Raw genomic sequence first — 23,202 nt, forward strand, 5'->3', positions numbered from 1 at the left:
CCTAAGGCCAGAAATCCCATTCCCCTCGCTATGACTCTGAACCGAAAACTGACGTCGATGATCGCCGTGCTGTGGATTGGCCTGATCCTGATCGGCGCGTTCGGCGCGTGGCAGAACCGCGCGTCGATGATCTCGGACCGACGCGAGCAATTGCGCTCGCTGATCGAAGAGGCCAACCACGTCACCGCCCATTACTACGCGCTCGCGCAGCAGCATGCGCTGTCCGAGGACGACGCGAAAAAACAGGCGCTCGCGACGCTCGGCGCGATGCGCTACGGCAAGGACGGCTACCTGTCCATCAACGACTCTCAGCCGGTCATGCTGATGCATCCGTTCAAGCCCGAACTGATCGGCAAGAACCTCGCACAGTTCGCCGATCCGGCCGGCAATCATCTGTTCGTGGATATCGTCAACGCAGGCAATCACGACGGCGGCGGCTTCGTCGACTATCTGTGGGCCAAACCGGGCAGCGAACAGCCCGTTGCGAAGACCAGCTACTCGATGCACTTCGCGCCTTGGGACTGGTACCTCGTGACCGGCATGTATATGGACGACGTGCAAAGCGCGTTCTACCGCAACCTGCTGCGCTGGCTGGCGATCACGGTCGCACTCGGCGCGCTCTCCACGGTCGTGATGCTCATCGTGCTGCGCAGCATCCGCCGCTCGCTCGGCGGCGAACTCGAAGCGGCGGTCAAGCATGCGCGGCTGATGGCGCAAGGCAATCTCGCGACGCCGGTGCCGATCGCGCCGCACGACAACAGCAGCCTGCTGCATGCGCTGCGCACGATGCAGGCGGGACTCGTCGACACGGTCTCGCGCGTGCGCCAGGGCACCGAGAACATCAACGTCGGCGCGAACGAAATCGCCGCGGGCAACACCGACCTGTCGCAGCGCACCGAGGAGCAGGCGGCCGCGCTCGTGCAAACTGCGTCGAGCATGGATCAGATGACGGTCAACGTGAAGCAGAACGCGGACAGCGCGAGCCAGGCCGCGCAACTCGCGAGCGACGCCGCGAACGTCGCGACGCGCGGCAGCCGCGTCGTCGACGACGTGGTGCGCACGATGGGCGAGATTACCGCAAGCTCGCGGCAGATCGGCGACATCATCGGCGTGATCGACGGCATTGCGTTCCAGACCAATATCCTCGCGCTGAACGCGGCCGTCGAGGCGGCCCGCGCCGGCGAACAGGGCCGCGGCTTCGCGGTGGTCGCGGCCGAAGTGCGCAGCCTCGCGCAGCGCTCGGCGACGGCCGCCAAGGAGATCAAGGCGCTGATCGAAACCTCGACCGATACCGTCGAGACCGGCGCGTCGCTGGTCGCCAACGCGGGCGCGACGATGGGCGAGATCGTGCAGTCGGTGCGGCGCGTCAACGAGATTCTCGAAGAGATCAGCCACGCGTCGCGCGAGCAGAGCGCGGGCATCGAGCAGGTCAATCGCGCGGTCGGCGAGATGGACCAGGTCACGCAGCAGAATGCGGCACTGGTCGAAGAGGCCGCGGCCGCCGCGCATTCGCTCAAGGACCAGGTCGGCGTGTTGCGCGACGCGATTGCGAGTTTCGCGTTGCCGGCTTGACGCTTCTGCGCCGCGCCCGCGACGGGCGCCGCATAAAAAGAAGGCGCTCCACAGGCAGGGAGCGCCTCATCAACACGCCGCGTCGGAGTCGACGCATCAATCGAACGAATCAGCCGCGCGGATTTTGCAAGTCCGCGCGGCTTTTCGTTTTTGAGCTTCGGCTCGGCTAGCGGTTGCTCGAAGACAAACACTTCGTCTTTCACATTCCTCGCATTTTAATTACGTTCTGTTTACACTCGGCCCAGCGAAAGTCCTTACCGCCAGGCCACGTGGTTTTGGCGGCCCTGTTCAATCGAAGGTACGTAACGTCCGCTGCCCGCCGCCATGATCCGCCAGAAAAAACCTCCGTCACCCGATCCCTATGCGTTAGCCGCGAAGAACCCGCTGCTCGATGCGCGGCTGCCGGCGTGGCGCTCGAAGTTCATCGTGCTGCTCGTGTTCGCCGCGTTCGCGACGCTCGCCGCCCGTGCGTTCTGGGTGCAGGTCGTGAATCAGGACTTCTACGTCGACCAGGGGCAGAAGCGCTATCAGCGCCTGCTCGAACTCGACGCGACGCGCGGCCGGATCGTCGATCGCAATGGTTCGATGCTCGCGGTCAGTCTCGCGACGTACGAAATCTGGGCCACGCCGAAGCTCGTCGACGAAAGCGCGTTCGCGCCGCTCGCCAGGCTGCTCGATCTGCCGCCCGAGGAACTGCGCAGGCGTCTGAACGGCGAGCGCAGCTTCGTCCTGCTCAAGCGCCAGCTCGATGCCGACACCGCCGAGCATCTGTCCCGACTCGGGCTCGCCGGCATCACGAAGGTCGCCGACACCAAACGCTTTTATCCCGAGGGCGAGTCGGCCGCGCACGTGGTCGGCTTTACCGACATCGAGGACAACGGCCAGGAAGGCGTCGAGCTCGCCGCCAACGCGCAGTTGCAAGGTGTGCCGGGCCAGCGCGAGGTGATTCGCGACCGGCTCGGCCGCGTGATCTCGGAGACGCGGCCGCTCGTGCCCGCACGCAACGGCGCGACGATCCAGCTGACGATCGACCGGCGCATCCAGCAACTCGCGTATACGCAACTCAAAGCCGCGATCGCGGAGCACCGCGCCGAAGCGGGCAGCGTGGTCGTGCTCGATGCACGCAACGGCGAGATCCTCGCGCTCGCCAACTACCCGAGCTTCGATCCGAACGACCGCACGCACCTGTCCGGCCGGCAACTGCGCAACCGCGCGGTGATCGACACGTTCGAGCCGGGCTCGACGATCAAGCCGCTCGTCGTCGCGCTATCGATCGACGAAGGCAAGGTGCGGCCGCAAAGCATCATCGATACCGCGCCAGGCTGGTATCGGATCGGCCCGGCCGTGATTCACGACACGTCGAATCACGGCGCGATGACGGTCGCCGAGGCGGTGCAGAAGTCGAGCAATATCGCGCTCGCGAAACTCGCGCTGAACCTGCCGGCCGAAACGATCTGGACCAAGTACCAGCAATACGGGCTCGGCATGAAGCCCGAGCTGCCATTCCCCGGCGTGGCCGCCGGCAAGCTGCGGCCATATGGCCGCTGGCGCCCGATCGAGCAGGCCACGATGGCGTATGGCTACGGGCTGTCCGTATCGCTGCTGCAAATCGCGCAGGTCTACACCGCCTATGCCGGCGACGGCACGCTGCGGCGCGTGAGCCTGCTGCGCGAGCCGCGAGATGCGGACGAGCCGACGCCGTTCGCCGCTCGCAGCCAACCGGTCACGACGCCCGGCACCGCGCGCGCGATCCGCAACATGCTCGAAATGGCAACGGGCGATGGCGGCACCGGACGCGCCGCGAGCGTGGCGGGTTATCGCGTCGGCGGCAAGACCGGCACCGCGCGCAAGCAGATCGGCGCGGGCTACGCGCCGAATCGCTATCGCGCGCTGTTCGTCGGTATGGCGCCGATGAGCGATCCGCACCTGATCGTCGCCGTGATGATCGACGACCCGGCCGGCAAGGCGTTCTATGGCGGTACGGTCGCCGGACCGGTGTTCAGCGGTGTGATGGGCGGCGCATTGCAGCTGCTCGGGGTGCCGCCGGATGCGGCCGGAGTGTGATGCGCAGTTAGCGTTGTTGTCGGTGTTAATGCCGCTCGATCAGCCCTGTTCATCGAGCGCATCGGCGTGCGCCTCGATGCGATTGCGGCCGTTGCGCTTGGCCTGATACATCGCGCGATCGGCCTCGTCCATCATCGCCTGACCGAGCGACATCGCGTCGGCCGGGCTGCCCGCGACCACGCGCGCGGCCACGCCGATCGACACCGACAACGCAATGCGCTCGCCGCGCTCGTCGCGCACGTCGAGATTCTCGACTGCCCGCCGCACGCGCTCGGCGACGGTCAGCGCGTCGCTGCGATCGCCTTGCAGCAGCGCGGCGAACTCCTCGCCGCCATAGCGCGCGACGGTGTCGCCAAGCCGCACCTGCTGTCGCACGCAGGCCGCCACCGCCGCGAGCGCGCGGTCGCCGATCTGATGGCCGTGGCTATCGTTGATGCGTTTGAAACCGTCGATATCGATGAACAGACACGCGACCGGCGCGCGATAACGGACCGCGCGCATCAACTCCTCGCGCAGCCGCTCGTCGAAATAGCGGCGATTCGCGAGGCCGGTCAGCGCATCGGTCATGCCGAGTTGCTTGAGCCGCTCGCGATGCGCGACGTTGTCGAGACTCGCGGTGACGATGCTTGCGAAGCGCTCCAGGATGTCGGTGGCCATGCCCGCGCCGAAGCGCGCGGGGTCGTCGCTGCCGAGGCATAGATAGCCGCTGACGTTCTTGCCCGCGGCGAGCGGCAGCAGGATCGCGCTGGCCGGCACTTGGGCCGGCACGGCGCCGAAGAACGCGCGGCGCGCGTCGCCGTCGAGCTCGCCAGGGCGGCCGAGCCACGGCCGATCGTGCTCGCACAAAGACCGCGCGATGAGACCACCCTCGCGCGAGGTCTTCAGCTGCGCATGACCGAGCGCTTGCAGGTTGCCCGGCTCGAGCAGTTCGAGCAGCATCGGCGCGCGGTCGTCGAGCCACAGCACCACGTTCGCGAGAGCGAACTCGCGCGGCAGATGGCTGAACAAGGTATCGAGAAACGACGCGAAATCCTGCGCGCCGATCAAATGCAACTCGACGTTCTGGAAGCGCCGCAACGTGCGCTCGTTGTGCTGCACGGTGTCGACGAGCGAGCGAAGGCGCTCGGAAAGCGGCGTTTGGGCGGGTTTCGTCACGATATCGGCAAGGCGGCCCTGAAGGCGAACGGGGTCGACGCCCCAACTCTACTGATAACGGCCGATCCGCCGGGGTCTTGAGGGCAGGCTCGCGACGCGTCGGCCGGCATGCCGGCGTGCGCGCCCACCGTTGTCAACGCTCGCTTGCATTCGTTTGCACTCGCTTACACGCTGCGAGATCCGTTTGCGTAATGATTGCGGTTCTTAAGTTTCGCTTAATTGTTCGCTGCAAGTATGTACTTCATCCCCTGTTGAGCCGCCAGAACATCGGCGGCGTTTTTTCTTGAAGGGTGCCGAAAACGCGGCCGAGAATGGTCCCGCGCACAAGAAGGAGGTAAATCATGGTTGAAGAGATGGTAGTCGAACACCTGCGTGCTATGCCCGGCCATCAATGGACTCGCCAGATTCATTCCTGCAAGGTCTCCGATCCGCTGCAACAGCCCTGGGGCCGTTCATACCGGCTCGTCGAATGGACGATGAAGCACGAGCCCGAATCGAGCCGCCGCGTCGTTCCCGCCGAAAGTACTCCACTCGAAATCGCCCAGGCTGTGGTCTCTCATGTACCGGGCCGGCGCTTCTGTCAGCAGGCTGATTGAGCGCTCCGCTCGACGTTCATTGGCGCGCCGCGATCGTGTCGCAGTAGTCCAACGCGTCCTCCAGCCTGTCGTTTCCCCAGAACATCTCGCCGCCGACAAAAAACGTCGGCGCCCCGAAGATGCCCTTGCTGATGGCCCGTTCGGTCTGCTCGCGCAAACGGAGCTTGTTCGCGTCGCTTTGCGCGGCGTCGATCATGCTCTGCACGGGTAAGCCAAGTGAGTCGAGCGCTTCGCTGACGACGTCGATCGAGCCGATGTCGCGGTCGCCGACGAAATTCAACTGCATGATCTGGCGGCACCAGGCGCCGATCCACGGCTCGTTCGCACCCAGCAGCGCGATGCGCATCGCGAGAAGCGCCGCGCGCGGAAACGTGCTGGGACGCGTGAGCGCAAGGCCGTATTTGCGGCATTGACGCTCCATGTCTTTCCACACGTATGCGCCTTTTTCTTTCTGCAATACGAAGGGCGAGTTCTCGAACCCAAGCTGGCGAAATACCGGGCCGAGCAGAAACGGCCGCCAGACGATCGTCACGTTGCGCGCGGCCGCCAACGCTTCGACCCGCATCATGCTCAGATAGCTGTAGTTGCTGCCGAAGTCGAACCAGAACTCGATCGCGCGCGCCGTCGAGGTTGAGCCTTCATTCATCGCGGTCTCCTGAATCGCGCGTGCCAGTCGCGCATCGACACTCAGCGTGTTTGCACCGCCACGCGCAGGCCGAGCGAAATGAACAGTACGCCGATGAGCTTGTTCTGCCAGCGCGTCAACCACGTCAAACGCTTCACGAGTTTGCCCAATGGCCGCATCGTCAGGACGATCAGCGTCGTGTAAAGCGCGCTCATGGCAACGAAAATCAGCCCGAGCGTCGCGAACTGCAGGAACGTCGAGCCATGCTCGGGGCGTACGAATTGCGGCAGAAACGCGAGAAAAAACAGCGCGGTCTTCGGGTTCAGCACTTCGGCGGGAATCGCCTGCAAGAACGCCTTCGAACCCGACACCGGCGCGACGACCGGCAGATGCGCACTCGCCTGCTTTTCGCGCAACGCGCGAATGCCCAGATAGACGAGATACGCGGCACCGACGAATTTCACCGCATTGAACGCGAGCGCGGACGTCATCAGCAGCGCGGACAGGCCAACGGCGGCGCCCAGCGTGTGCACGAAATCGCCGGCTGCGATGCCGAGACCGGTCAGAATGCCGGCCTTGCGTCCACCGTGCATGGTGCGCGTCAAAACTAGCAGCACGGCCGGGCCAGGAATCAGAAAGAGCCCGAGCACGACGGCAACGAAAGTCCCCAACGTGGATAGGTCGAGCATGTCGTCTCCTCGCGATGCGCAGCATCGAACTGATGGGCGCGCGTTCAGCGGACCATTGTAGTCGAACCCGCTAACCTGCCCTCGGCGCCTCGCTCGCGTGGACGATCCGTTACCATGTTGGACATCGCGGCGCGTACCGCGTGCTTTCTTTCATCCACCGACGTTTCCGCCTTGCCCACCTATACCCTGCCCGCGCCGCTGAGCGCGGAACTCGAGATTCGCAAGAGCCGCTTCATCGCGTATGCGCTCCCGGTCGCCGATCGCGATGCCGCGATGGCCGAATTGCAGCGTCTGCGCGACGAACATCCGGCCGCGACGCATGTGTGCTGGGCGCTGCTCGCGGGCGGCCAATCCGGCATGTCCGACGACGGCGAACCGTCCGGCACCGCCGGTCGGCCGATTCTCGAAGTGCTGCGGCATCACGATCTGGATGGCGTGCTCGCGGCCGTCGTGCGCTATTACGGCGGTGTGAAGCTCGGCGCGGGCGGTCTGGTGCGCGCGTACACCGATGCGATCGCGTCCGCGCTGCTCGACGCGCCGCGCGTCGAGAGGATTGCCCAGGTTTCGCTGGGCGTCGAAGTCAGTTATGCCGACGAAGCCAAAGTCCGTCGTTGGATGGACGCCGAAGGCTATGCACTGGTGGACAGCACCTACGGCATGCTGGTGAAGATGACGATGCGCGTGCCCGCCAATGCGCTCGACGGCGCCAAGACAACGTTGACCGATATCACGCAGGGAAAGGCGGGCTTTTTCTGAGCGGCTGCGGTCGAACGCCCTTCGGGCGTTGTCCCGATGTCCATCGCTATTGCGGCCCGTTATGATGGCCGGGCTAGCCAGCCAGACGCAAGGTTCGCTGCTACCATGCTGTTCTTCACCGGGCTGACTCCACTTAAAAGGGCAACTCCTCTGACTTCGACCGCCGCTTTCTCCCGCATGGCTGCTGCGCGTTCGCCGTTGAGATCCGTCGTGCTCAAGGGCTGCGGCGCCGTCCTGCTGCCCACGCTGTTGTCCGCGTGCTCGTGGTCATGGTTCGGCCTGAACAGCAGCGCCAGCGCGACGCACCCGAAGACCCACGGCACGGGCTCGCTCAGCGTCGCCCCTGCAAGCGACTTCGCGTATCTGCCCGCGCGCGACGGTCATGTCTCCCCGAACCGCATCGAAAACACCGGGATGACCGGGCTCGTCTTGAAGGACGAGGTCAGCCTAGTCGTGCGCAATGGCGTCGCGAACAGTCTGCGAGTGGCCGGTTTCCGTATCGACGACAACAAGCGCGTGCTCAGCGGCAGCATCGAAGCCTTCACGGTGGACGATAAGCGCTCGCCGGCGCTGTGGACGCTGAAGATGCACTACGTGGTCGTCGATGCGGCGACCCAGAAAGTCATGTACACGACCACGCGCACCGTGAAGCAGAAGTCGCCGAAATTCACCAGCAACACGATCGCGATCGAAGACACGGTCAAGCTCAGCGTCGATACATTGATCGGCGACCCTGGCTTTATCAAGGCGGTGAACTGAACACGCGGCCGGCGGAAGCGCGGCGCGGTTTCGCTACAATCCCGGTAACGCATCGCGCGCGATCCTCCGCGCGATGCATCGTGATCTCCCGTTCGGAATGCAGCCGTCATGTCCCTTACCGCCTGGCTATTCTTCTTGCCCGCCTGCTTTGCCATCAACCTCGCACCCGGGCCCAATAATCTGCTTTCGATCAACGTCGCCGCACGGCATGGCTTCATCAAGGCATTCGTCGGCGGCAGCGGCCGGCTGCTCGCCTTCGCGATGATGCTGGCGCTCGCCGCGACCGGTCTCGCCGTCGTGCTGCATGCGTCCGAGTGGATCTTTCTGACGATCAAACTCGCGGGCGCCGCTTATCTGATCTGGCTCGCGGTCCAGCTGTGGCGCAGCGACGCGCCCGCCATCGATACATCGCAACCCCAGGAAGCCGCGCTCACGCGCATTGCGCGGCACGAGTTCTTCGTCGCGGCCGGCAATCCGAAGGCAATTCTGGTTTTTACCGCGTTTCTGCCGCAATTCGTCGACGTCGCGCAACCGATACTGCCGCAATTCGCCGCGCTCGGCGCGAGCTTCCTGGTACTCGAATGGGTCGCGATCGCCCTGTATTCGTGGGCCGGTATGTATCTCGGCAAGTGGCTGATGCGCGCGAAGATCCGCCGCTGGTTCAATCGCTGCTGCGGCGGCTTTCTCGCGGCGATAGGCGTGAGTTTTCTGCTGGTTCGGCGTGCCTGAGGTGAGGCCTTTTCATAACGAATAGCTAATACATCGGCGGAGAAACTTTAACTATCAGCTTTCGTTGCTCCACCTTATGCTCGAACCGTGACCGGCCGCGAAGTGATGCAATGCGGCATTGGGCGAACGGCTTTTTCATCGTCACGGAGCGACATCATGAAGATCTGCATCTTCGGAGCGGGAGCGATTGGCGGTTTAATGGGCGTGCAAGTGGCGCGCGCCGGCGCGGACGTCAGCTTCATTGCGCGCGGCCCGCATCTGGCGGCCATGCGTGAGCACGGCGCGCGCCTCATCATGGATGGCGAAACATTCAGCGCGCCGGTGCGCTGTACTTCAGACCCAAGCGAACTCGGCGTTCAGGACGTCGTCATCGTCACGCTGAAGGCGCATTCGCTGCCCGGCGTGGTCGATTCGATGCAGCCACTGCTCGGCAAGCACACGGCGATCGTTACCGGCGTCAACGGCATTCCCTATTGGTACTTCTATCAGCATGGCGGACGCTTTGCCGGTACTCGGCTTGCAAGCGTCGACCCCGACGGTTCGCAGTGGACCAAGCTCGGCCCCGAGCGCGCGATTGGCTGCGTACTCTATCCGGCGGCGGAAATCGTCGAACCGGGGGTAATCAAACACGTGTACGGCAAGAAGTTTCCGATCGGCGAACCGAGTGGCGAACGCACCCCGCGCATTCAGCAATTGCACGAGATAATGCAGGCGGCCGGCTTCGAAGCGCCGATTCGCGACAACATTCGCGACGAGATCTGGCTCAAGCTGTGGGGCAATCTGTGCTTCAACCCGATTAGCGCATTGACGCATGCAACGCTCGATGTCCTCACGAGCGATCCGGGCACGCGGGCGGTTTCACGCACGATGATGCTCGAAGCGAAGCGAATCGCGGAACAGTTCGGCGTGCACTTTCGTGTGGACGTGGAAAGGCGTATCGATGGCGCGGGCGCGGTCGGTGCGCACAAGACGTCGACGCTCGTCGATCTCGAGAACCGCAGGCCGATGGAAATCGATCCTTTGCTGACCGTCGTGCAGGAAATGGGCCGACTCGTTGCCGAACCGACACCCACCATCGACGTCGTACTCGCACTGATCAAATTGCGCGAGAAGATGGCTTTACAGGGTAATTGACCAGATACTCCTTTTCGCCTTGCACCACGACCGAAAGGATCGGATGCCATGCATCCGATCCTTTTTCACATTCGCCACTATTGATCGATCGCCACCCACACCGCTTTCGGTTCAGTGAAATTCTCGATCGCGACATCGCCGTGCTCGCGACCGAAGCCCGAATCGCCAGCACCGCCCCACGGCAAACGCACATCCGTATAGCCGTAAGTATTGATCCACACCGTGCCCGCCTTCAGGTCGCGCGCCACGCGATGCACGCGGCTCAGGTCAGCGCTCCATACGCCGGCCGCGAGACTATACGATGTGCCATTGGCGATGCGGACCGCGTCCGCTTCGTCGTCGAACCGAATCACGCTTGCCACGGGCCCGAAGATTTCTTCCTGCGAAATGCGCATCTCGTGCTCGACATTCGCGAACACGGTGGGCTCGACGAAAAAGCCGCGATTGCCGACGCGCGCACCACCCGTCACGAGCGACGCGCCTTCCGAGCGACCTGTGTCGACATAGCTCAATACGGTTTTCATCTGCGCGGCTGAAATCAGCGGTCCCATCGACGTTTCGCGCAGCGACGGATCACCGACCTTGATCGACTTCGCGCGAGTAGCCAGACGCTCGACCACTTCGTCATACACGTCACGATGCGCGAGTATCCGCGACCCAGCGGAGCACACTTGCCCCGTATTGAAGAACACGCCCGACGCCGCGGCGCGCACCGCATTGTCGAGATTCGCATCGGCAAAGATCAGGTTGGCCGACTTGCCGCCGAGCTCCAGCGTCACGCGTTTGAAGTTGCCCGCCGCGCCCTGCAGGATGCCTCGTCCGACCGAAGGCGAACCGGTGAACGTGACCTTGTCGATACCGGGATGCGACACCAGCGCGTCGCCCACCACACTGCCCTTGCCGGTGACGATATTGAGCACGCCCGGCGGCACGCCCGCTTCGAGCGCCAGCTCGCCGATGCGCAACGCGGTGAGCGGCGTGATCTCGGCAGGCTTGACGATCAGCGTGCAACCGCATGCGAGCGCGGGCGCGATCTTCCACATGCCGATCATCAGCGGAAAATTCCATGGCACGATTGCAGCGACCACGCCGACCGGTTCGCGCAGCGTATAGGTCAATGCATCGGGACGCGTCGGCACCACCTGGCCGTTGATCTTGTCGCACCAGCCTGCGTAGTATTCGACGGTATCGATCGCGGCGGGCACGTCCTGACGCATCACCGCGGCAATCGGCTTGCCGCAGTCGAGACTTTCGAGCGCGCTGAGTTCTTCCATGTTCTCGCGCATCAGGCCCGCGAGCCGTTGCAGGATACGACCGCGTTCGGCGGCGCGAATCGAGTTCCATACCTTCAAAGCGCTGCGCGCCGCGCGCACCGCGGCATCGACGTCGGCGGCGCTGCCTTGCGCGACCAGCGCGATCGGGTCTTCGGTCGCGGGGTTGATATCGACGGAATATTCGCCGGTGCCTGGCGGCATGCGCTTGCCGTCGATCAACAGATCATGTTGCCTGAGGTCGGACTGGATATCCATCATGAAGCTCCTTGAGTAGGACGTTATGTGGCTGACTGGCGGCGCATCGATCGAATGCCGCGGCAGGCACTTCCTCCGCATGACTCGTCGTCGGTGCGACGAACTGCGCCCACGCAGCGGCCGCATTGGGACGAAGCGAGCGGTTTCTGCGGTGCACGAGTACCGTCGTCAATGTCGTTTCGGGAACCAGCGGACGAGTCACCAACGAAGCACCCGGCGAAGGCCAATGCGCATCCACAGGCAATACGCCGACACCCAGTCCCAATTCGACCATGCGCGCTACCGCCGCGACGTGTCCGAGTTCCTGCATCGGCCGGCGCTTCAATTCGTTCGCGGCGAGTACGGGTTCGAGCGCGGCACGCACGCCGGTATCGGCATTCAGCGTGATCAGCGGACAATCGCGCAACGCGTGCCATTCGATGCTGTCGTTCTGGGCTAGCGGATGTACGGATGGAAGCACCGCATGCAGTGGCGTAGTGAAAAGTACCTGAGCATGTAAGAGAGGACTATCGACGGGTGCGGTCACGCAGACCGCGCCGAAATCCACTTCACCCTGCTCGACACTGGCCACTACGCTGCATTGAGGCAGATCCTTGACCGACACGACCAGTTCGGGATAAACCGACGCGCACTGCGCCAAAGCACGCGGCACCCAGCCCGACGACAACACCGGATTACTCGCGAATAACACGACGCCCGTGTGTCCGTCGTAAGCAGCGCGCTCTTCGAACAGCGTCAATTCGATTTCGTCGAGCAGCCGGCCGATTCTTCTCTCGAGACTCGCACCCGCATTCGTCAGCTCGACCTGGCGTGTCGTGCGATCGAATAGCTTCAATTCAACCGCGTCTTCCAGTTCACGCACACAACGGCTGATGGCCGACTGCGTCAGATCGAACTCGCGCGCCGCGCGCGTGAAACTGCGCTCGCGCGCGACCGCGACGAATACCTTGAGCTGCTGCAACGAAACATTCATGGCGTCGGTTCCGGGCGCGCGACGCTCACGTTATTCGCCGGACTGTTCCGGCCAGTGACTCATTCTCGACGCATTGCCATTGCCATGACCCGCGACGGCCAGCGCGCCCTGAGGTTCATCGTGCGATTCGATCCAGCGCGTGCGCATCGGCTCGAGGATGAACTTCGCGGAAATGCCCGCTGCGATCGTGATGACGGCCGAAACGATGAAGACGAGGTTCCAGCCGCCCGTCGCCGCGAGTACCGACGCGATCGGCACCAGCAACGAGGCCGTACCCTTCGCGGTGTACAACGTGCCTGCATTGGCGGCCGCATACTTGCTGCCGAACGTATCCGCGCACGTCGCCGGGAAGATCGAGAAGATCTCGCCCCAGAACAGGAAGATCAGCGCGGCAAAGACCATGAACGCATACGGATTGCTGCCGAACTGCATCATGCCGAGCAACGCGAGCCCCTCGCCGATGAAGATCACGAACATCGTGTTTTCACGGCCGATCTTGTCGGAAATGAAGCCGCACAGCGGACGCGTCAAGCCGTTGAAGATATTGTCGATCGACAGCGTGAGAGTCAGCAGCGGCAACGTCGCGCCGAAGACCGACATCGGGATGCGCGCGATGCCCCAGTCTTTCGCGATCGGGCCGATCTGTGCGGTCGCCATCAAACCACCCGCCGCGACCGCGACGAAGGACGCGTAGATCACCCAGAACACTGGCGTTTTGATCATCTGGCGCGACGTGAAATCGACTTTCGACACCGCGAAGCGAGTCTTGCGTACCCCTGCCTGACGCAAGATCGGCCGCGTCAGAAGCATCGCGAGCAGCAGAATGCTGACGCCTTGCACGATGCCGAAGAACAGGAACGTCTCTTCATAGCCGCGGCGCGTAATCATGTTTGCGATCGGAATCACCGTCAGCGCCGCACCCGCGCCAAAGCCCGCGGCCGTCAAACCAGCGGCGAGACCGCGCCGGTCGGGAAACCATTTGAGCGCATTGCCGACACATGTTCCGTACACGCCTCCCGCGCCTATGCCGCCAATCACCGCGGCGAAATACAACATGCCGAGCGTCGTTGCATACGAATTGAGAATCCAGGACAAACCCGCGCATAGCGCGCCGCCTGCCACCACCGGGCGCGGCCCGAATCGATCGACGAGCCAGCCCTCGAACGGCACGAGCCACGTCTCGGTCAGAATGAAGATCGAGAACGCGAGCTGGATCGACGCCTCGCTCCAGTTATGCCGCGCATGCATCGGAGCCACGAATAACGTCCACGCATATTGCAGATTCGCCACCAGCGCCATGCATATCATGCCGATGACCAATTGCGACCATCGGTTACGCCATGAAATACCGGTCGTCGATTGCTGGGTGATATTGTCCATGAGCCTTGTCTCCACTATTTATTTAGTGCAGCCGGCTTACGCGCCGCGCTGGATGTGTCCCGCCTTATCGTTATGGCCCGAGAACTTCTCTATTCGGGAAATCTCGAAGTCGATGCTTTTATGCTTTTCCGCAAATCCCCGAACCCGCTTTTCGATGATAGTTCTTGCTTTATTCCGACCATAACCACGCTTCAGCCGGTAAGCATTGCAGCTTATTCCCCGCTATTGAGTCCGCCGCACCACATATCTATGCGTTAACCCGCGTATAACAGTGGCTATTCGGCTTGTTATAGGTTTCATGCTAGGGTCATTGCTGAATTACTCATAATTAAAGTTTGTTATTATGTCGATTCACGTTTCCTTATACATCGACCATGACGATGCGCAATGCAACGCTGCGGCAACTGAAGGTCTTTGAAACGGTCGCGCGCCACCTGAGCTTTTCGCGCGCCGCGGAAGAATTGCATCTGACCCAGCCTGCCGTTTCCACCCAGGTTCGGCAACTCGAAGAACATGCGGGGCTGCCTCTGTTCGAGCAACTCGGCAAAAAGATCTATTTGACGCCGGCCGGCACCGAAATGCTCCACTACAGCCGCGCGATCATGCAGCAGTTCCATGAAGTCGACGAAGCGATGAGCCAGTTGAAGGGCGTCTCCGGCGGCAAGCTGAATGTCGCCGTGATCAGCGCCGGCGACTATTTCTTTCCGCGCCTTCTCGCCGAATTCACGCGTCGCTATTCGGGCGTCGATCTGAATCTCGCGGTGCACAACCGCGAAGAACTGCTGCATCAACTGGCGACCAATCAGACCGACCTCGCGGTGATGGTGCGTCCGCCGCACGAAACCGAAGCGACCAATGAACCGTTCGCGCCGCATCCGTATGTGATCGTCGCGGCGCCCACTCATCCGCTTGCGCACAAGCGCAATATCCGCTTCAGTCAACTCGCGAACGAAGCGTTCATCGTGCGCGAACGCGGCTCCGATACATGGAATTCGATGGAAGAGGGTTTTGCCGGCCGACTGTCCAATCTGAAGATCGCGATGGAGATCAAGAGCACCGAGACGATCAAGCAGGCGGTCATTGCCGGAATGGGCATCGCGTTTCTGTCCGCCCATACGATCAGCCTCGAATTGCAATTGGGTCATCTGGTCGTGCTCGACGTCGAGAGCTTTCCGGTCATGCTCAATTGGTACGTCGTGCATCGGAAGAACAAACGTCTGCCGCCGGTCGCCGTCGCCTTCAAACGCTTCCTGATGGAGGAGGGCGCCAATCTGATCGAAAAGATCACGCGCGTGAAGGAACTGAGCGTGCATAAGCCTTAAGCTATGGTAAGCCAATAAAACTTTAACTATTGCAAATCGATCGCCACTTCTATGCTGCAAGCGAGTTCTCTCACTTGCGAGCCGAGGAGGCCGATCATGAACCACACTCCGGTTGAATCCCGTATTAGTACGCGCAACGCTCGCACAGCGGCGGCGGATCACCAGGACCATCCCGACGATGCGCATCTGAGCGCCTACAATGCCGCGTTCAGCGATCTCGGGCTGCGGTTTCGCTGGGACCGCGCGACACTCGACATGCTGAAAGAGTTCAATGGCGAGTTGGCGCGAATCACCGCTTATATCGAGCGCTATCACGGCCATCTGCATCGCGCGTACGATGCCGACTTTCTCGCGCAACTCATTCTGCACAGGAAGACGCAGTACTACAGCGAATTCGCCGCGGCAGTTGGTGACTAGAAGCATTGAACAAGACTCGGGCGGCGGGATCATCATCCCGCCGTCTTCGCTATTGGCAACCAGGTTTGTCAGGGGCGTATGCATCGTCGATTAGCGGCGCGTAGTGAAATGAACCGGCCGCTTGTGCGTACATTTGCGTGAACCGTCGCGCTGGCGCCCATTGCTTCGTCTACCGTCACGCGCATTCCGACGATCTGCCCAGGCGCTCAAGCGCATCATCGCCGGCGCGACATCGCGAAGCGCCCACGTCTGCTCTTCTCCACCATGCCACTCGAGGTTCGCGAGCAGGCCCGGCTTGCCGATCGCCAGGCCCTCGCTGCGCGCGGCGACCGCACGCATGCGCGGTGCGCAACCGTCGTGATGCACGGCGTGAGCGGGGTCGGCCGAGTACTCGCGGCTCAGCATCAGATGCACGCCCATCGCCATTGCCAGCGCGCCCGTCGCGAGCAATGCCGCGAGTCCGAATGGCTGTGCCTGTTCGGTGACGAAGCTGTAACCGAGCCAGCCGCATAACAGCAGCGCAAACAGATTGACGACGCGATGGCCCGGCAGCGCGGCCGCCTCGAGTTGCAATACGCCGCGCAGTTTGCAGAACGCGATCGCACAGGTCGCGAAGATCAGCGCGCCGATCAATACGGCTGAAAATAGTTCGATGCGTTCGGTGTTCTCGCGCGCCGCGGCCAGCAGGTAACCCATCAAGCCTATCGACGCGACCGCCAAACCAATGCCGCTGCCGAGCAATGCAAGCATCCGGGCCCTGTGTGTCGGATCTCGTTCGCGCACGCATGTGTGCCGATGCGCCGAACGCCCGCCGAACTGTCGTCGCGTGAGCGCGGTCACTGCCACCGTCAGCACGGCGACCAACGCCATCGCGACGGCCACCGCAAGCAGCAGCAACAGGTCCATCAACACGGCACTCCCACAGGCTTGTGGCATGCGTGATCCTCCGTGATGCGATGAATAGGCAAGAGCCCGAGGTCCCTGCCCTCGTCAACCGGCGTTCGCGGTATCGCCCAATCGCCGTGGCTCGTCGCGCGGCGCCGCGCTCAAGGTATTGCTCAGCGTGCCGATCCCATCGATCGTGATCGACACCGTTGCACCGTCCTTGATCGAACCCACGCCCACCGAAGTGCCGCACGCGATCACGTCGCCGGGTTCGAGCGTCAGATCCTGTGAAATCAGACTCACCTGCTCGGCCGGCGAGAAGACCATATCGGCGAGCGGATAGTTCTGACGCTCGACGCCGTCGAGCGTCGTCAGCAGGCGTGCGGCCCGCCAGTCGAAACCGGAGACGATGGCCGGACCCAGACAACAGAACGTATCGAAGCTTTTCGCGCGGCACCACTGCGGAAAATGCGGATTCTCGTTGAGCAGATCGGCGGCGGTGACGTCGTTGACGAGCGTGAAGCCGAAAATCGCCGCCTCCGCCTGCTGCACATCCAGATCGCGGCAACGCTGGCCGATCACGATACCGAGCTCGCCCTCGTAGACGATCTTGCCCGCGTAATGCCGTGGCCGGCGGATCGGCTCGCCCGTGCCGATTACCGACGCCGCCGGCTTCATCAGAAACAGCGGATGGGTAGGCACGGGTTTGTCGAGCTTCGCCGCGAGCGCGTGATAGTTATTCCACAGTGCGACGATCTTGCCCGGCGCGCACGGCGCCAGCGGCGTCAGTGCGCGCAGCGACAGAACCGCGCCGGTCGGCACCGGCTGCGCGAGACTTTCGTACTCGTGCAGGTAGGAACCTTCGACGCGACCGAACACGATGCCGCCGTCGCCCGACATGAACCGCATCCACGTCTGCATGCCTCGCTCCTAGATCGCGCCAGCCGTGCGCAGCGCCATGATCTGCTCGGCCGAATAACCGAGCTCGGCCATCACTTCATCGGTATGTTCGCCAAGCAGCGGCGAGCGTTTGACGTCGGTCGGGCTGTCGGACAGCTTGATCGGATTGCCGACGGTCAGATACTTGCCGCGCTGCGGATGATCGACTTCGACGATCGTGCCGGTTTTGCGCAGCGACGGCTCCTCGGCAATTTCCTTCATCGACAGGATCGGCCCGCACGGAATGTCGTATTTGTTCAGGATCTGCATCGCCTCGAACTTGGTCTTCGTCATCGTCCAGCGTTCGATTTCGGCGAAGATCTCCTTCAGTCGCGGCAGGCGCGCGGGCGCTGTCGCGTAGTCGGGGTCCGTGGCCCACTCTTCCTTGCCGATCACGTTGCAGATCTTCGCCCACACGGGCGCCTGCGTGATGAAGTAGATATACGCGTTGGGGTCCGTCTCCCACCCCTTGCACTTCAGAATCCAGCCCGGCTGCCCGCCGCCCGACGCATTGCCCGCGCGCGGCACCGCGTCGCCGAACGTGCCGTTCGGATATTGCGGATACTCTTTCATCACGCCGGTGCGGTCGAGCCGCTGCTGATCGCGCAGTTTGACGCGGCACAGATTGAGCACGCCGTCCTGCATCGCGGCGAGCACGCGCTGGCCGCGTCCGGTATGCGTGCGTTGATAGAGCGCGGTGACGATGCCGAGCGCGAGATGAAGCCCCGTGCCGCTATCGCCGATCTGCGCGCCGGTCACGACCGGCGGGCCGTCGTCGAAGCCGGTGGTCGACGCCGCGCCGCCCGCGCATTGCGCGACGTTCTCATAGACTTTGCAGTCCTCGTAAGGACCGGGACCGAAGCCCTTCACCGATGCGACGATCATGCGCGGATTCAATTCCTGAATCCGCTCCCACGTGAAGCCCATCCTGTCGAGTGCGCCCGGTGCGAAGTTTTCGACCAGTACGTCGCATTTCTGGATCAGCGCTTCGAGCACCTGCTTGCCTTCCGGATGCTTGGTGTCGATCGTGACCGAGCGCTTGTTGTGATTGAGCATCGTGAAGTACAGGCTATCCACGTCGGGAATATCACGCAGTTGCTCGCGCGTGATGTCGCCCGCGCCTGCCCGTTCCACCTTGATCACGTCCGCGCCGAACCATGCGAGCAATTGCGTGCAGGTCGGTCCCGATTGCACATGCGTGAAATCGAGGACGCGCACACCGTCGAGTGCCTTGGCCATGTCGTATCTCCTGAACGATGAAGGTTATTTGTACATGGTCTGGTTCTTCGTGCCCGGTGCGTATTCACGCGGGTCGACCCAGATGTTGACCACCGCCGAGCGGCCGGTGCGATGAATCGCTTCGCGCGCACGCTGTAGCGCGCTCGCGATCTGCGCGGGATCGCGCACTTCCTCGCCATAGCCGCCGAGCATTTCGGCGAATTTGCTGAACGGCACGTCGCCGAGCAGATTGCCGACGTTGCCGCGTTCCTCGCCATATTTGGCAAGCTGGCCGTAGCGGATCTGGTTCATCGCCGAGTTGTTGCCCACCACCGCGAGATACGGCGCGCCGAAGCGATTCGCGGTTTCCATGTCGAACGCGGTCATGCCGAACGAGCCGTCGCCGTAATAGCAGAGCACTTCCTTGGGCGGATGCGCGAGCTTCGCCGCGAGCGCGAAGCCGGTGCCGACGCCGAGCGAGCCGAGCGCGCCGGGGTCCATCCACTGCCCCGGTCGGCGCGGCCGCACCGCTTGCGCGGAGATCGTCACCACGTCGCCGCCGTCGCCGATATACACGGTGTCGTCGGACAGGAATTCGTTGAGTTCGTACGCGACGCGGTACGGATGAATCGGCGTGCTATTCGAGCGGAACAGCGGCAGCAGTTTTTCGGTCGCGGTCGCTTCGGCGTCGCGCAACTGCGCCATCCATTTGCGGCGCGCCTGACGCCTGTCGTCCTTGATACGACCGCTCGCGGCTTGCAGCACGGCAGCGAGAATCGCGCCCGGATCGCCGACGAGGCCCAGATCGATATCGCGATTCTTGCCGACGGTTCGGTAGTCCATATCGATCTGCACCAGCGTCAATTCCTTGCTGATGCGTCGGCCGTAGCCCATGCGGAAATCGAACGGCGTGCCGACCACGATCAGCACGTCGGCATTCGCAAACGCCTGCGAACGCGTGCGATCGAAGTGATGCGGATCGCCGGGCGGCAGCAGTCCGCGGCTCGCGCCGTTGAAGTAGCCGGGAATCTCGATGCCGCGCAGCAGCGAGATCGCTTCCTCGTGACCGCGCGCGGTCCACACCTGCTGACCGTACAGGATCGCGGGGCGTTCGGCGTTGACGAGGATATCCGCGAGTTTTTCGATGTCGCGCGGATCGCCGATCGACTTCGTCGACGCGCGATAGCGGCCCGGCCGCGGCACGATCGCGCGCGTCGCGTCGACTTCGCGGTCGAGCACGTCGCGCGGAATTTCCAGGTAGGCGGGACCGGGCGCGCCGTTGAAGCATTCGCGAGCGGCCATCGAGATCATGTCGGCGACGCGCTCGGTGCTCGATACGCTCGCGGCGAACTTCGTGATCGGCGCCATGATGTCGACGTGCGGCAGGTCCTGCAGCGAGCCCATCTTGTGCTGGGTCAGCGCGCCCTGCCCGCCGATGTGCAGGATCGGGCTTTCCGAGCGGAACGCGGTGGCGATGCCGGTCACCGCGTTCGTGCAGCCGGGGCCGGCGGTGGTCACCACGCAGCCGAGCTTGCCGGTCTGGCGCGCGTAGCCATCGGCCGCGTGCGCGGCGACCTGCTCATGGCGCACGTCGATGATGCGGATGCCTTCGTCGACGCAGCCGTCGTAGATATCGATGATGTGGCCGCCGCACAGCGTGAAGATCGTGTCGATCCCCTCGTTTTTCAGCGCCTTCGCAACCAGATGGCCGCCCGACACGATGCCCGCGTCGCGGGTCTTCTGCTTGAGCGTGTCGTCGGCGGTCGTGGTGGCCGTGGCCGGACTCAGGGATGAAACAACTGCAGACATGGTCATCTCCTCATCTATCGGATGTGCAACGGTTATCGACGGACGCGTCCGCTTCGATATACGTCCGGCTGCACCGACGTCTCACGGCTTCGAAGATACCGTATGTGATATATCACATTGGTTCAAGCCAAATTTCGAGACAGAAACGGCGCGAGGTTCGTGCTGCTCAAGCTTGCCAGCCGTAGCTTTGCGCTGAATCTGCAAGGCTTTGCGGCGGTTGTTTCAAGGGAAAACACTGAGTCGCGAATGGCGGCTGTCGTTGTTGATATATCACATACCATATTTTTAAGACCGTCAAGCACGGTTTATCCCGCAGCGGGGTTGTCGCTCGAAGCGCGCGAACGCAAAAAGCCCGTGGTGCTTGCACACCGCGGGCTTTCGACATCACCAGGCAATCAGGCGTTTACGCCGCCATCAATCGAGAAAATCGCAATTGGCTTCGACGAACGCCGCGAGATCGAGCGAATGCTGACGCGTGAGCCGCTCGGCCAGTTCGGTATCACGCTTCTCCAGCGCCTCGATGATGCGCAGATGATCGACGATCGAGCGCGCGGCCCGGTCGCTCTGCGAGATGGTCATGCGCCGGATCGCGCGCACGTGGATGAAGATGTTTTTGATGGTGTCGAGAATGATCTGCGACTTCGACAACTCGACGATCGCCTGGTGAAACGCGATGTTCGCGTCCGAATATTCGGCGATATGCTCGGCCGGCGTCGTGTCGCGGAAATTGTCGAACATATGACGCAGGCGGCCGATTTCCTCGTCGGTCGCATGCAGCGTGGCAAGGCGCGCGGCCATGCTTTCGAGCGCGGCCCACATCTGGATCATCTCGACGATTTCGCGCTTGCTCTTGCGCACGATGTAGATGCCGCGCCGCGGCACCATGCGCAGAAAGCCCTCCTGCTCGAGCAGTGTCATCGCCTCGCGCACCGGCGTGCGGCTCACGCCGAGCGATTCGCTGAGCACGCGCTCGTCGAGACGGATTTCTTCGCGATTCTGGTAGATATCCGCGTCGGCGATCGCCTGACGCAGCATCGCATACGCCTGATCGCGCAAGCTCGCGCTCGCGCCGATGGGCTGCAACGACAGGGTCAACGGGGTGGCCACTGTTTCAGTTGGAAGTTCTGACGACATTCATCGCCTCTGCTTGAACACGCGCGCGATTCGGCGCCGCCGCTTTGCCGCGCTGCTCGCCGAGCCCCACGAAGCGGCCATGCTGCGATGCACGCGCTCCGATCGAGTCGGGAATCCAGTCGCTCAGCAAAACGGTGGCGGCACAGCCCAACCCTACGACAGCGACGGCGAACAGCGTGAGAGGTACGAATTCCACGTGCAACTCCGAAGATTGAGAAAGATGATTCCTCAATCATATGCTGCAACGCCGCATTTTTCAATATTCGGTATGTAGTATATCAACACCTGTTGTTTTTAAGATGCCTCACGTTAGCACGCCATAGGGCTCCGTGGCTCGCCCAATCATTGCCCGCGATGGGCTCATCGTCGCTTGCCCCGAGAAAAAGAAGGCCTTCTACAGCAGCGGCGTGCAGGTCGGCTACGGCGTCGGGCCCGTGCTGTCGACGGGTCTCGTCGCGCTGATCAGCCGCTCGATGGACAACGCCGCGTTCCTCAGCTGGGGCTGGCGTCTGCCGTTCCTGTTCAGCGTCGTGCTGGCGCTGATCGCGTTGTGGATCCGCTCGAGCATGGAGGAGTCGCAGGAGTTCGTCGAGAAAGTCGGCCAGCATGGCGAGCGCCGCGTGCGCCTGCCGATCGTCGAAGCGCTGCTGCGCCATCCGAAGGCCTTTCTGCTGATCATCGCGCTGCGGCTCGCCGAGCTGCTCACGATGTACATCGTCACCGCGTTCGCGCTCAGCTACTCGACCTCGAACCTGCACATGCCGCGCGAATTGTTCCTGACGATCGGCTTCGTCGTCGGCGCGCTCAGCTGTGTGACGATTCCGTGCTTCGCGTGGCTCGCGGATCGCTTCGGCCGCCGTCGCATCTATATGATCGGCGCGCTGGTCGGCGTGTTCAGCGCGGTGCCGTTCTTCCTCGCGCTCGAAGCGCGTTCGACCGTATGGATCGTCGTGTTCGCGGTGACGCTTGCCAATATCGCGCACGATATGGTCGTCAGCGTGCAGCAGCCGATGTTCACCGAGCTGTTCGGCACCAAGTACCGCTATAGCGGCGCGGGTGTCGGCTATCAGGTGGCGAGCGTGGTCGGCGGCGACTTCACGCCGTTCATCGCGGTCGCGCTGGTCAGCTCCGCGGGCGGCTCGTGGCATCCAGTGGTCGCATATCTGGCGATCGGCTGTCTGATTTCGGTACTCGTTGCAGCGCGCATGAAGACCGGCCGCAGGGTCGATCGATACCGGCGAAACTCGCCGCCGATACACGACGGGCCGACGTGGCAAAGAAGCCGCGCCGGCCCGTTTCTTTTTCGTGCCGGGCGACCTGCGCGGCTCGCTTATCGCGCACTTTGCATAGTGCCTCTAGTCGAAAGTTCGGGGCGACCCGTTCGGCGCGTCCCACGATTTGCAGAATCGCGTGAAGAGTCGTCGCATTTGACCAGGATCACACCTTATGTCCGCGCGCTTCATATTGCGAAGCCATCGTCCACGTCCTATTGTCGATCCAGGCACGATTTTCGGGTG

21 protein-coding genes and 1 pseudogene are annotated in these 23,202 nt (G+C 62.8%); 10 read left to right on the forward strand and 12 right to left on the reverse strand.

The annotated features are described in order from the left end of the window. Positions 1-30: 30 nt before the first annotated feature. Together AB4Y34_RS10290 and AB4Y34_RS10295 are read left to right on the forward strand one after the other, a co-directional pair. Positions 31-1,572 (forward strand): methyl-accepting chemotaxis protein, encoded by a 1,542-nt coding sequence (locus AB4Y34_RS10290; protein ID WP_176384300.1) that lies wholly within the window; start codon positions 31-33, stop codon positions 1,570-1,572. 324 nt (positions 1,573-1,896) lie between these two features. Next, positions 1,897-3,636 (forward strand): peptidoglycan D,D-transpeptidase FtsI family protein, encoded by a 1,740-nt coding sequence (locus AB4Y34_RS10295; protein WP_368715956.1) that lies wholly within the window; start codon positions 1,897-1,899, stop codon positions 3,634-3,636. Between the two features lie 39 nt (positions 3,637-3,675). On the opposite strand, the gene AB4Y34_RS10300 is transcribed toward AB4Y34_RS10295, so the two are convergent. After that, positions 3,676-4,791, reverse strand: coding sequence for a DUF484 family protein (locus tag AB4Y34_RS10300; RefSeq protein WP_368715957.1), 1,116 nt, complete (start codon positions 4,789-4,791; stop codon positions 3,676-3,678). A 341-nt stretch (positions 4,792-5,132) separates the two neighbouring features. Between AB4Y34_RS10300 and AB4Y34_RS10305 the strand changes: the two genes are divergently transcribed. After that, positions 5,133-5,387 (forward strand): DUF2866 domain-containing protein, encoded by a 255-nt coding sequence (locus AB4Y34_RS10305; RefSeq protein ID WP_013091226.1) that lies wholly within the window; start codon positions 5,133-5,135, stop codon positions 5,385-5,387. A gap of 16 nt (positions 5,388-5,403) precedes the next feature. Here AB4Y34_RS10305 and AB4Y34_RS10310 read toward each other — a convergent pair whose 3' ends face one another. Beyond that, complete coding sequence (locus AB4Y34_RS10310) at positions 5,404-6,033, reverse strand: 2-hydroxychromene-2-carboxylate isomerase (protein WP_176384306.1); 630 nt, start codon at positions 6,031-6,033, stop codon at positions 5,404-5,406. A 41-nt stretch (positions 6,034-6,074) separates the two neighbouring features. Further along, entirely contained in the window at positions 6,075-6,701 is a 627-nt protein-coding gene (locus AB4Y34_RS10315) for a LysE family translocator (protein WP_013091224.1), read from the reverse strand. A 114-nt stretch (positions 6,702-6,815) separates the two neighbouring features. Here AB4Y34_RS10315 and AB4Y34_RS10320 point away from each other — a divergent pair, with 114 nt between their 5' ends. The 4 genes from AB4Y34_RS10320 (at position 6,816) to AB4Y34_RS10335 (ending at position 10,079) form a co-directional block, all read left to right on the forward strand. Continuing rightward, complete coding sequence (locus AB4Y34_RS10320) at positions 6,816-7,457, forward strand: YigZ family protein (RefSeq protein ID WP_368715958.1); 642 nt, start codon at positions 6,816-6,818, stop codon at positions 7,455-7,457. A 177-nt stretch (positions 7,458-7,634) separates the two neighbouring features. After that, entirely contained in the window at positions 7,635-8,216 is a 582-nt protein-coding gene (locus AB4Y34_RS10325) for a hypothetical protein (RefSeq protein ID WP_176120709.1), read from the forward strand. A 108-nt stretch (positions 8,217-8,324) separates the two neighbouring features. Continuing rightward, positions 8,325-8,945 carry a LysE family translocator gene (locus AB4Y34_RS10330; RefSeq protein ID WP_176107662.1) on the forward strand — a complete coding sequence of 207 codons (621 nt, stop codon included), beginning with the start codon at positions 8,325-8,327 and terminating at the stop codon, positions 8,943-8,945. Between the two features lie 156 nt (positions 8,946-9,101). Then, entirely contained in the window at positions 9,102-10,079 is a 978-nt protein-coding gene (locus AB4Y34_RS10335) for a 2-dehydropantoate 2-reductase (RefSeq protein ID WP_368715959.1), read from the forward strand. A gap of 77 nt (positions 10,080-10,156) precedes the next feature. On the opposite strand, the gene AB4Y34_RS10340 is transcribed toward AB4Y34_RS10335, so the two are convergent. From AB4Y34_RS10340 to oxlT, 3 genes are read right to left on the reverse strand one after another with little or no spacing between them, the layout of a single operon-like run. Next, a complete protein-coding gene (locus AB4Y34_RS10340) occupies positions 10,157-11,608 on the reverse strand; it encodes an aldehyde dehydrogenase family protein (RefSeq protein WP_368716051.1) in 1,452 nt (483 codons plus the stop codon). Beyond that, entirely contained in the window at positions 11,577-12,581 is a 1,005-nt protein-coding gene (locus AB4Y34_RS10345; protein ID WP_368715960.1) for a LysR family transcriptional regulator, read from the reverse strand. Before AB4Y34_RS10345 ends, AB4Y34_RS10340 begins: the two co-directional genes overlap by 32 nt. A 30-nt stretch (positions 12,582-12,611) precedes the next feature. Beyond that, positions 12,612-13,961 (reverse strand): oxalate/formate MFS antiporter, encoded by a 1,350-nt coding sequence (oxlT, locus tag AB4Y34_RS10350; protein WP_368715961.1) that lies wholly within the window; start codon positions 13,959-13,961, stop codon positions 12,612-12,614. A gap of 374 nt (positions 13,962-14,335) precedes the next feature. Here oxlT and AB4Y34_RS10355 point away from each other — a divergent pair, with 374 nt between their 5' ends. Together AB4Y34_RS10355 and AB4Y34_RS10360 are read left to right on the forward strand one after the other, a co-directional pair. Beyond that, on the forward strand, positions 14,336-15,283 hold the full coding sequence (locus AB4Y34_RS10355) for a LysR family transcriptional regulator (protein ID WP_176384317.1): 948 nt from the start codon (positions 14,336-14,338) through the stop codon (positions 15,281-15,283). A 96-nt stretch (positions 15,284-15,379) separates the two neighbouring features. Continuing rightward, complete coding sequence (locus tag AB4Y34_RS10360) at positions 15,380-15,700, forward strand: hypothetical protein (protein ID WP_176384319.1); 321 nt, start codon at positions 15,380-15,382, stop codon at positions 15,698-15,700. 90 nt (positions 15,701-15,790) lie between these two features. Here AB4Y34_RS10360 and AB4Y34_RS10365 read toward each other — a convergent pair whose 3' ends face one another. The 6 genes from AB4Y34_RS10365 to AB4Y34_RS10390 form a co-directional block, all read right to left on the reverse strand. Beyond that, positions 15,791-16,636 carry an NAD(P)(+) transhydrogenase (Re/Si-specific) subunit beta gene (locus AB4Y34_RS10365; protein WP_368715962.1) on the reverse strand — a complete coding sequence of 282 codons (846 nt, stop codon included), beginning with the start codon at positions 16,634-16,636 and terminating at the stop codon, positions 15,791-15,793. 54 nt (positions 16,637-16,690) lie between these two features. Further along, positions 16,691-17,506, reverse strand: coding sequence for a fumarylacetoacetate hydrolase family protein (locus AB4Y34_RS10370; protein ID WP_176384324.1), 816 nt, complete (start codon positions 17,504-17,506; stop codon positions 16,691-16,693). 9 nt (positions 17,507-17,515) lie between these two features. After that, positions 17,516-18,763: a formyl-CoA transferase gene (gene frc, locus AB4Y34_RS10375; RefSeq protein ID WP_176384326.1), complete on the reverse strand. Its 1,248-nt coding sequence runs from the start codon at positions 18,761-18,763 to the stop codon at positions 17,516-17,518. A gap of 24 nt (positions 18,764-18,787) precedes the next feature. Next, a complete protein-coding gene (locus AB4Y34_RS10380) occupies positions 18,788-20,551 on the reverse strand; it encodes a thiamine pyrophosphate-binding protein (protein WP_368715963.1) in 1,764 nt (587 codons plus the stop codon). A 414-nt stretch (positions 20,552-20,965) separates the two neighbouring features. Beyond that, positions 20,966-21,685 (reverse strand): GntR family transcriptional regulator, encoded by a 720-nt coding sequence (locus tag AB4Y34_RS10385; RefSeq protein WP_013091210.1) that lies wholly within the window; start codon positions 21,683-21,685, stop codon positions 20,966-20,968. Further along, positions 21,663-21,881 carry a hypothetical protein gene (locus AB4Y34_RS10390; RefSeq protein WP_176384330.1) on the reverse strand — a complete coding sequence of 73 codons (219 nt, stop codon included), beginning with the start codon at positions 21,879-21,881 and terminating at the stop codon, positions 21,663-21,665. The genes AB4Y34_RS10385 and AB4Y34_RS10390 overlap by 23 nt, the downstream gene beginning before the upstream one ends. 178 nt (positions 21,882-22,059) lie before the next feature. Here AB4Y34_RS10390 and AB4Y34_RS10395 point away from each other — a divergent pair. After that, positions 22,060-22,905, forward strand: a pseudogene (locus tag AB4Y34_RS10395) (MFS transporter); the annotation flags it as partial. Positions 22,906-23,202 lie beyond the last annotated feature (297 nt).

Origin of the sequence: Paraburkholderia sp. BR10954 (assembly GCF_040965775.1) — a bacterium.
Lineage (GTDB): Bacteria > Pseudomonadota > Gammaproteobacteria > Burkholderiales > Burkholderiaceae > Paraburkholderia > Paraburkholderia youngii.